Annotated in this window: 7 protein-coding genes and 1 pseudogene; 6 read left to right on the forward strand and 2 right to left on the reverse strand. The window is 66.6% G+C overall.

Features of this window, described 5'->3' with window-relative positions:
• Positions 1–44: 44 nt before the first annotated feature.
• The 6 genes and pseudogenes from C438_RS20190 to C438_RS13635 all read left to right on the forward strand — a co-directional run bounded on the left by C438_RS20190 (position 45) and on the right by C438_RS13635 (position 6923).
• Positions 45–1819 (forward strand): annotated as a pseudogene (locus tag C438_RS20190) (bacterio-opsin activator domain-containing protein).
• A 198-nt stretch (positions 1820–2017) separates the two neighbouring features.
• Positions 2018–4012, forward strand: coding sequence for an acetate--CoA ligase (gene acs / locus C438_RS13615; protein ID WP_004970051.1), 1995 nt, complete (start codon positions 2018–2020; stop codon positions 4010–4012).
• Between the two features lie 51 nt (positions 4013–4063).
• A complete protein-coding gene (locus C438_RS13620) occupies positions 4064–4501 on the forward strand; it encodes a DUF4212 domain-containing protein (protein ID WP_004970052.1) in 438 nt (145 codons plus the stop codon).
• The gene (locus C438_RS13625; protein ID WP_004970053.1) at positions 4498–6147 is read left to right on the forward strand and encodes a VC_2705 family sodium/solute symporter; all 1650 of its coding nucleotides are present in this window, start codon (positions 4498–4500) and stop codon (positions 6145–6147) included. Before C438_RS13620 ends, C438_RS13625 begins: the two co-directional genes overlap by 4 nt.
• Positions 6148–6150: 3 nt before the next feature.
• Complete coding sequence (locus C438_RS13630) at positions 6151–6639, forward strand: universal stress protein (RefSeq protein ID WP_004970054.1); 489 nt, start codon at positions 6151–6153, stop codon at positions 6637–6639.
• Between the two features lie 68 nt (positions 6640–6707).
• A complete protein-coding gene (locus tag C438_RS13635; RefSeq protein WP_004970056.1) occupies positions 6708–6923 on the forward strand; it encodes a hypothetical protein in 216 nt (71 codons plus the stop codon).
• 72 nt (positions 6924–6995) lie between these two features.
• Here the strand turns inward: C438_RS13635 and C438_RS13640 are convergent, their stop codons facing one another.
• Entirely contained in the window at positions 6996–7439 is a 444-nt protein-coding gene (locus C438_RS13640; protein WP_004970057.1) for a DUF5518 domain-containing protein, read from the reverse strand.
• A 69-nt stretch (positions 7440–7508) separates the two neighbouring features.
• The coding region (locus tag C438_RS13645) for a PKD domain-containing protein (protein ID WP_004970058.1) at positions 7509–9524 on the reverse strand (2016 nt) is incomplete at its 5' end.

The following is a 9524-nucleotide window of genomic DNA, read 5'->3' on the forward strand; positions in this document are numbered from 1 at the left end:
CTACCGGAAGATTTAGTTCGGTCTTAGACAGTGTTGCGAAACGAATGCGGGGCGAAAACTCCGAACCGACGCCGCTGTCGGCGGGTGGCTACGAGCGACTGCGACGGGCGACAGAGACGTACCGCGAGGACCTCGTGCTTCGTCTCGGCGCGGAAGTCGGTCTCACGCCGGCCGAGATGAGCCAGTTCGAACCCGCACACGTGACCCAGCGGCGACGCGGGGGAACAGAGCTCTGCTTCCTCGCCGTCCCGACCGACGGGCGGGAGGCGTACCTGCCGGACGGGGTCGAACACGACCTGCGGAAGTACGTCACGTCGACCGGCATCGACGAGACGGAGCGAGTGCTTCCGGTCACGCCGCGGCGTCTCCAGATGCTCGTGGCGTCGGTCGGAACGCGGGCCGCCGAAACGACCGGCCGCGAGGAGTTGGCGGAGGTTTCGACCCGCGACCTGCGTCGGCACTTCGCCCGAACGATGCTCGCCGACGGCGTCCCGCCGAGCGTCGTCATGCGAATCGGCGGATGGGACCGAATCGAGAGTCTCGCCCCGCTCCTCGACGACCCGAGCGACGGCGAGGTGTTCGATGCGCTCTCGCCGGCCCCCGTCGACGGCGGCGGGGCGGCGGGCGTGCCGGCGGCGGCGAGGCTGACCGACTGCGTCGGGTCGTCGAGACCGCCCGAAGCGTCGGGTCGGCGCTCTCGGCGGTGAACACCCGAAACGAGGTCGAACAGGCGGTCTGTGACGGACTCGCCGAGTCTGACCAGTACCGTTTCGCTTGGGTCGAGTCGGGCGAAACCGACGCGCGAGCGTCGCTCACCGCCGCCGGCGTCGACGAGGGAGCGCTCGAAGCGGTCCGTCAGTCACTCGCCGGTCGGGGCGCGGATTTCACTCGACGCGCGTGCGACGCCCGCGACGTCCAGACGGCGCGTCTCGACTCGCTCCCGAATTCGGAACCCGGGCCGCTCGCCGTCGTTCCGCTGGTACACGGCGAAACCGCCTACGGCGCGCTCTACGTCGCCCTCGACGCCGAGGAGGTCGCCGACCCCGAGGCGGCCGTCCTGGTGACGCTGGGTCGCCACGTCGGGCAGGCAATCGCCGCCGCCGAGCGCCGGAAGCTACTGCTGGCCGACACGGTCGTTCAACTGGAGTTCAAATCCTCGGACGAGCGGGACGTGCTCGTTCGACTCTCCGCCGACCTCGGCTGTTCGATTCGGCTCCGCGGCGTCGTCCCCATCGAAGGACGGTCTCTGCTGTGTTTCCTCACCGTCCGGGAGGCGACGACGGACGCGGTGTTCGACGAGTTGCAGACGGCGGCCGACGTCGAGCACATCCGCCTGATTCGGGACCGAGGGACGGAGTCGCTCCTCGAAGTCGCGCTCTCGGCGGGGTCGACGATTACGTCGCTCACCTCCTACGACGGCACCGTCTCGCGGTTCGTCGCGGAGGACGGCGTCGCCCGTTTCGTCGGCGAGTTCTCGAACGAAACGCCACTGCGAGACGTGATGGCCGACCTGACCGACGCCTACCCCGACACCGAACTCGTCGCGAAACAGGAAGTCGAACGGCCCACGCGAAACACCGCCGACTTCCGGGCGTCGCTCGTTGCGCGACTCACCGACAAGCAACAGTCCGTCCTGCGAGCGGCCTACCTCGCCGGCTATTTCGAGTGGCCCCGCGGCAGTACCGCCGAGGACCTCGCCGATTCGATAGATATCTCGTCGCCGACGCTCCACCAGCACCTCCGGACCGCACAGCAGAAGCTCATGACCGCGTTCTTCGACGACGACTCCGACGAACGCGCTTCGAGCCTAAACCCTTAGGCGTGCGACGCCTTGACACACAATCGTTCATTATTGATTGGAAATTTACTAAATAATTCCGTCAGTAGCCAATTCTCTCCAAGTCCGGCTCTGAAGCCTGTGAAAACCCTCAATGACTATTATGCATAATCGTTGTGTTATTTTTCGATAATTAGTTACCTTACTTATGCCCCTTGTCGAGACTCGTTAGCACGTACTATGGCACAGGGTGACGCTGAACTGGAGGCACGGCTGGCAGAACAAGACGAGTTCGAACCCTCCGAGGAGTTCGTCGCGCAGGCGAACGTCTCGGACCCCGATATCTACGACGAGTTCGAGGAGAACTGGCCCGACTGTTGGGAGCGGGCCGCCGAGATGCTCGACTGGGACGAAGCGTACGACGAGGTGCTGGACGACTCGAACCCGCCGTTCTACGAGTGGTTTACGGGTGGCGAACTGAACGCCTGTTACAACTGCGTAGACCGCCACGTCGAAAACGGGGACAAGAACCGCGTCGCCATCAAGTGGGAAGGCGAACACGGTGAGACGCGGACGTACACGTATCAGGACCTCTACCGCGAGGTCAACGAGTTCGCGGCCGCGCTCCGCGCGCAGGGCGTCGAAGAAGACGACGTGGTGACGCTCTACATGCCGATGATTCCGGAACTGCCCATCGCCATGCTGGCCTGCGCCCGCATCGGCGCACCCCACAACGTCGTCTTCGCGGGCTTCTCGGCCGACGCGCTGGCGACGCGGATGAACGCCGCGGACTCGCGGTTCCTCGTCACCTGCGACGGCTACTACCGCCGCGGCGACCCGCTCGACCACCTCGACAAAGCTAACGAGGGTCTCGACGGCGTCGACCACGGCGTCGACGCGACCGTCGTCGTCGACCGCCTCGGCGACGACGGCTTCGGCCACGACCTGAAGGGCAACCAGCACGACTGGGACGACCTCCTCGACGCCCAGAGCGGCGAGCGCGTCGCGCCGGTCGAACGCGACGCCGAGGACATGCTGTTCCTGATGTACACGTCGGGGACGACGGGCCAGCCGAAGGGCGTCAAACACACCACCGGCGGCTATCTCTCCTACGCGACGTGGACTTCCCACGCCGTTCTCGACATCGAGAAGGAAGACACCTACTGGTGTTCGGCCGACATCGGCTGGATTACGGGTCATTCGTACATCGTCTACGGGCCGCTCGCGCTCGGCTCGACGACGGTGATGTACGAGGGGACGCCCGACTTCCCCAACCGCGACCGGATGTGGGAACTCGTCGAGAAGTACGCGGTCGACATCTTCTACACCGCGCCGACGGCGATTCGCGCGTTCATGAAGTGGGGCAGTAAGTTCCCCGAATCGCGGGACCTGTCGAGCCTGCGCCTGCTCGGGACGGTCGGCGAGCCCATCAACCCCCGCGCGTGGAAGTGGTACTACGAACACATCGGCAACGAGGACTGCCCCATCGTCGACACGTGGTGGCAGACCGAGACCGGCGGGATGATGGTGACGACCCTACCGGGCGTCAAGAACATGAAGCCCGGCTCCGCCGGGCCGCCACTGCCGGGTATCGACGCCCAAATCGTCGACACCAACGGCGACGAAGTGGAACCCGGCCGAGCGGGCTATCTCACGGTGAACAAGCCGTGGCCGGGGATGCTCCGGACGCTCTACAACAACGACGAGCGCTACGTCTCCGAGTACTGGGCGGAGTACTCCGACACCGACAGCGACGACCCCGACGACTGGGTCTACTTCCCCGAGGACGGCGCGAAAGTGGACGAAGACGGCTACATCACCGTGCTCGGTCGCGTCGACGACGTTCTCAACGTCTCGGGCCACCGCCTCGGGACGATGGAAATCGAGTCGGCCATCGTCGGCGTCGAGGGCGTCGCCGAAGCCGCCGTCGTCGGCGGCAACCACGAGGTGAAAGGCGAGGCCGTCTACGCCTACGTCATCACCGAAGACGGGTACGAGGAGGGTGCAGACCTTCGCGCGCGTATCATCGAGGGCGTCGAGGACGCTATCGGCCCCATCGCCAGACCCGAACAGGTCGTGTTCACGCCCGAACTGCCGAAGACGCGCTCGGGCAAAATCATGCGCCGCCTGCTCGAAGACGTGGCGAACGGCGCGGAACTGGGTGACACCTCGACGCTCCGAAACCCCGAAGTCGTCGAGGAAATCGCGGCGAAGGTCCGCGCACAGAGCGACTGAACGGCCCCAATCGGCCGAGCGTATCGAGTGTAATCATCAGCCGACGAATCTATGTCAAGCCAAACCACCGAGTCAGAAATCGACTCACACGCACCGAACGCCGACCGGAGCACAGCTTCCGACCACGAGGAGATAGACTACCTCTCGCGGGAGGTGAACCTGCTGAAACCGAGCACCCCGTTCATGCGAGACCACCTGAAAGTAATCTGGACCGGTTTCGTCGCGTGGGCGCTTCTCACGTTCGGCCCGCCGGTTCTCACCTACCTCGCACCGGCGACGATGACCGCGGAGCTTCCGGTCATCGGCTTCCCGGCGCACTACTTCCTCGTCGCCGTGTTGTCGCCGACCAGTTCGCTCGTGCTCGCGTTCGTCTACTCGCGCAAGCGCGACCAACTCGACAAGCGGTACGGCATCGACCACGCGGCGTCGACGTCGCGCTCGACGGGCGAGAGTGAGGCCGCCGTCGCCGACGGAGGGCGCGTCGAATGACGCCGAGCGTGTTCCTCCAGTCGGGCGACCTGCTTCCCGAGGCGCTCAACATCTCGTTCAAACTCGTGCCGGCCGTCATGGTCGTCGGGATGTTGGCCCTGTTTCTCGCCATCGGCTACGTGTTCAAAGTCGCCGACACCGAGGGAATGTGGGTCGCCGGCCGGTCGATTGGAAACGTCGAAAACGGGATGGCCATCGGCGCGAACTGGATGTCGGCGGCGTCGTATCTCGGACTGGCGGGGTTGGTCGCCCTCGCGGGCTTCTACGGGCTCGCGTTCATCATCGGCTGGACGGCTGGCTACTTCGTCCTCCTTATCTTCCTTGCCGCGCAGATGCGTCGGTTCGGGAAGTACACCGCACCCGACTTCGTCGGCGACCGATTCAACTCCGACACGGCGCGGGCGATCGGCGCGCTGACGACCATCCTCATCGGATTCGTCTACTCGGTCGGACAGGCCCGCGGGATGGGCCTCGTCGGACTGTACGTCTTCGGGACCGACTACGTCACGATGGTCATCGTCATGATGGCGATTACCGTGGGCTATCTGACCATCTCCGGCATGATGGGCGCGACGAAGAACATGGCCGTCCAGTACGTCATCCTCATCATCGCGTTCCTGACGGCCGTCTACGTCGTCGGATTCACCGGCGGCTACTCGACCGTCCTCCCGCAGATCGAGTACGGCCAGCTCATCGGTGAACTGTCCGCGGAGTTCTCCGAACCGTTCGCCAACGCGGGGTTCTACCTCTGGATTGCCACGGCGTTCTCGCTCATCTTCGGGACCTGCGGCCTCCCGCACGTGTTGGTGCGGTTCTACACGGTCGAAAACGAGAAGACGGCGCGGCAGTCGACCGTCTGGGGGCTGTTTTTCATCCTGCTCCTGTACTGGAGCGCCCCGGCGCTGGCGGCGTTCGGCGTCGACCTCTACGACGCCTCCCAGTACGGCCCGACGTTCGCGGCCAACGGCGGCATGAGCGGCGGTGAGGGCGACCTCATCGTGGTGCTCGCGGCACAGCTTTCGAACCTGCCGACGTGGTTCGTCGGCCTCGTGGCCGCCGGCGGCATCGCCGCCGCCATCGCGACGACGGCGGGACTGTTCATCACCGCCTCGTCCGCCGTCTCCCACGACATCTACACGAACATCATCAACCCCGACGCGACCCAGCGCCAGCAGGTGTTCGTCGGTCGGGCGACCATCGTGGCGCTCGGCGTCATCGTGACGATAACCGCGTTCGACCCGCCGGCGCTCGTCGGCGAACTGGTCGCGCTCGCGTTCTCGCTTGCGGCCATCGTGCTGTTCCCGATGTTCTTCCTCGGTCTCTGGTGGGAGAACACCAACCGTCAGGGCGCGCTTGCGGGCATGAGCGTCGGCCTCACGCTCTGGGTCGCCGCGGTGGTCAACGACCTCATCTTCCACTTCAGCGACGCCTTCGCCGAGTTCGTGCCGGCCATCGGCGCGGCGCTCGTCGGTACGCCGCTGGTGTTCGTCGTCACCATCGCCGTCTCGATGGCGACGGACGAACCGCCCGAGCGAATCAAGAAGATGGTCAGGCAGTGTCACAGCCCGGAACCGATGGGCCAGCAACAGTCCGCAGAAGACGTCGTCATGAGCGCCGACGGGGGCCAGTCCCCCGCGGACGACTAACCAATGTACGAACACATCCTCGTTCCGACTGACGGAAGCGACGCGGCGGAGTACGCCGTCGAACAGGCGGTCGACCTCGCCTCGAAGTACGGCGCGACGGTCCACGCGCTGTACGTCGTCGACGTCGACGCCACCAGCTACTCGCTTGGGACAGAGCAGGTCGACCGCATCCGGCAGGGCCGCCTCGACGATATGCCCGAAGTGAAGCAGGCGGCCGACAAGGCCACGGGCTACGTCGCCGACGCCGCCGCCGAACACGGGCTGGCCGTCCGCGAACACGTCGTCGCGGGCGAACCGGCGCGCGCCATCAGGAAGTTCGTCGAGGACAACGACATCGACCTCGTCGTGATGGGCTCGCACGGTCGCTCCGGTCTCTCCCGGGTCGTCCTCGGGAGCGTGACCGAACGCGTTCTGCGGCGGACGCGGCTCCCGGTGCTCGTCGTCGACGTCCACGAAAAGGACGCGGAAACAGAAGCGGAAGCGGAAGCGTAACCGATGTACGACACGACCCACGCGAGGACGAGCACTCGACCCGCGACTCCCGACGGGGTGGACCGCCGATGAGCCTCGCGGAGACGATTCGCACCCACGTGCGCGAGCACCGCTCGGGCATGCTGACCGACCTGCTTTTCGCCCTCGTGTGGGTGACGGTCGTTTCGGTCCTGTTCGACGTTCTCGACGGGCCGCAGTGGGCGTTCTACCTCTGTCTGGGTGCCGGCGTCGTCGCGTACTTCGGCTTCTTCGCATCGGTCGAAGCCGCGCGCGAACAGCGCTGACCCCGGACTCACCCCCGGACTATTTTCTCGTCCTGACTCGGAGCGGTTGCCGATTCCCGGTCGCCGGCGCGGTTACTCGTTCGTCGCCGTCGGTGACGGCGGGTCAGACGTCGTCAACGCCGCGCCGACCTTCGCGCCCGCTTCGCCGAGGAGCGCCGACAGGCCGAACCCGAGTAGGCCGACCGTCGCGACCCCGCCGAGCACCATCAGCCAGCCCGCGCCGACGAACCACGTCGGGCCGGACAGCCCGCTTGCGAACGCGAGCACGTCGAACAGCACCCACAGGATGGGAAGGCCGCCGACGAGTCCCGTCTGGACGCCGACGCCGGTCGCCGTTCCGTGCCGTCGCTTCGCCACCGCGCCGACGACGAGTCCGGCGAAGAACACCGCGGTCAGCGACATCGCCGACCGCCCGTCCAGATAGCTCCACGAGACGAACGCCGCCGCGACGAGGCCACCGACGAGGCTGTACCGCCGCCGCCACGAGAGGCCGGTCGGCGGGCGAAATCCGGTCATACGTCTGTTCGTGTCTCCCAGCTAATAGCTCTGTTCACGAACCGCCGAAAAAATCGGGACGCTTCGGGGCTACTCGTCGCGCTCTCGCCGCCGGTAGGCGATGCCCAGACCGGCGGCGAGTAGCACGGCGACGACGGCCAGCGTCCATCCGGTGGCGTTGCCGCCGTCGTCGCCGGTCTCGTCGCCGTCGGTCTCACCGCCGGTCGACTCGGCGGTCGAGCCGTCGACCGACGCCGCCGTCTCGGTCTCGCCTGCGTCCTCGACGGTGACACTGCCGACGACCCGGTCGCCGACCGCGAGTTCGTACGTTCCGGCCTCGTCGAACGCGTAGCTGAGCGTGGCCGTCCCGTTCTCGAACGCGCCGAGCTCCACGGTCTGGCCGGCGACGCGCTCGCCGTCGACCAGTAAGTCGAGTTCGTGGGACCCCCCCGCGCCGCCGCGGTTCGCCACGTCGACCGAGAGTTCGACTTCCTCTCCGACCGACACGCTCGTCTCGGTGATATCGGCGGCGGTCGTCTCGAAGACGGGGACGGTCGAGCCGATACTGAACCGCGACAGGCCGGGCGAGGTCGCCTCGAAGACGTAGCGCATCTCGGACTCGTCGACGAGACTGGCGTCGAGTCTGCGCCACTGCGTCTGTTCGTCGCGGTAGAGCGCGACCGAATCCGGTCCGGTGTTCGTCTCCTCGAAGTAGCGCTTCCGCACGTTGAACGTGAACGTCACGTCCTCGATGTCGTCGTCGTGTATGGTGTGGCCGACAACGACGTAGCCCGCCGGCCTCGCTCCCGTCTCGCGCTGGAAGCGCTCGCTCGTGGCTTCGTCCTCGGACGCCTCGTACGTCGTGACGTCCAGCGAGAAGTCGTCCCCGTTTCTCACGTTCATCGAGAGCTGTGCGACCGAGACGGTCTCGTCGGTTGACGACGAGTCGCCGGCGGTCCCGGAGTCGTCGGTCTCGGCCCCGCCGGTTTCGGTGTCGCCCGCCGGCGGTTCGAGCGGGATGACGACGGGGCGGCTCGTGTCGATGTTCGTCACCGACACGTCCGACCGCTTCGTCGTCCCTTCGCTCGCCGTCTCGACGACGACCTCCGCGTCGTCGCCCGTCTCCTCGGTCGTCTCCGCGGTCGCCCCCGACGAAGACGACGAGGAGGATGAGGACGACGACGATGACGACGAGGACGACGATTCTTCGGTCACGGTGACGGTCATCGTGTCCGAATCGACGTTGCCGGCGGCGTCAGTCACGTTCAGGGTGACGGTGTAGGTGCCGGTCGAGTCGTAGCTGTGCGTCTCGGTGGCGTTCGTCGCGTTCGCGCCGTCACCGAAGTCCCACTCGTAGCTGTCGATGACGCCGTTGTCGGTCGACCCGCTGGCGTTGAACTCGACTGCGGTCCCCTCCGTGACCGACACGTTGTCGCCGGCGTCGGCGGCGGGTGCGGTCGTGTCGTTGACGGTCACGACCAGCGAGTCGGAATCGGCGTTGCCGCCGCCGTCGGTCACCGTCAGCACCACGTCGTACGTGCCGGGGTCGGCGAACGTGTGGTTCGGAGTCGCCCCGGTCGCGTTCGCGGAGCCGTCGTCGAAGTCCCACTCGTAGCTGTCGATGACGCCGTTGTCGGTCGAGGCGGAGCCGTCGAAGTCGACGTCGGTGTCCTCGTCGACGGTCTGGTTGCTCCCGGCGTCGGCGGTGGGTGCGGTCGTGTCGTTGACCGTCGCGGTGAGCGTGTCGAACGCGCTGTTGCCGACGGTGTCGGTCACGTTCAGGGTGACGGTGTAGGTGCCGGGGTCGGCGAACGCGTGGGTGGCGTTCTCGCCGGTCGCGTTCGCGGAGCCGTCGCCGAAGTCCCACTCGTAAGTCGCGACTCCCGAGGCGTCGGTCGCCGTCGCGTTGAACTCGGCGGTGGTGTCCTCGTCGACGGTCTGGTCCGCGCCCGCGTCTGCGGTGGGCGCGGTCGCGTCGTTGACGGTCACGACGAGCGTGTCGGCGTCGGCGTTGCCGCCGCCGTCGGTCACGTTCAGCGTGACGTTGTAGGTGCCGGGGTCGGCGAACGTGTGACTCGGAGTCGCTCCGGTCGCGTTCGCGGAGCC

Origin of the sequence: Haloferax denitrificans ATCC 35960 (assembly GCF_000337795.1) — an archaeon.
GTDB classification, from domain to species: domain Archaea; phylum Halobacteriota; class Halobacteria; order Halobacteriales; family Haloferacaceae; genus Haloferax; species Haloferax denitrificans.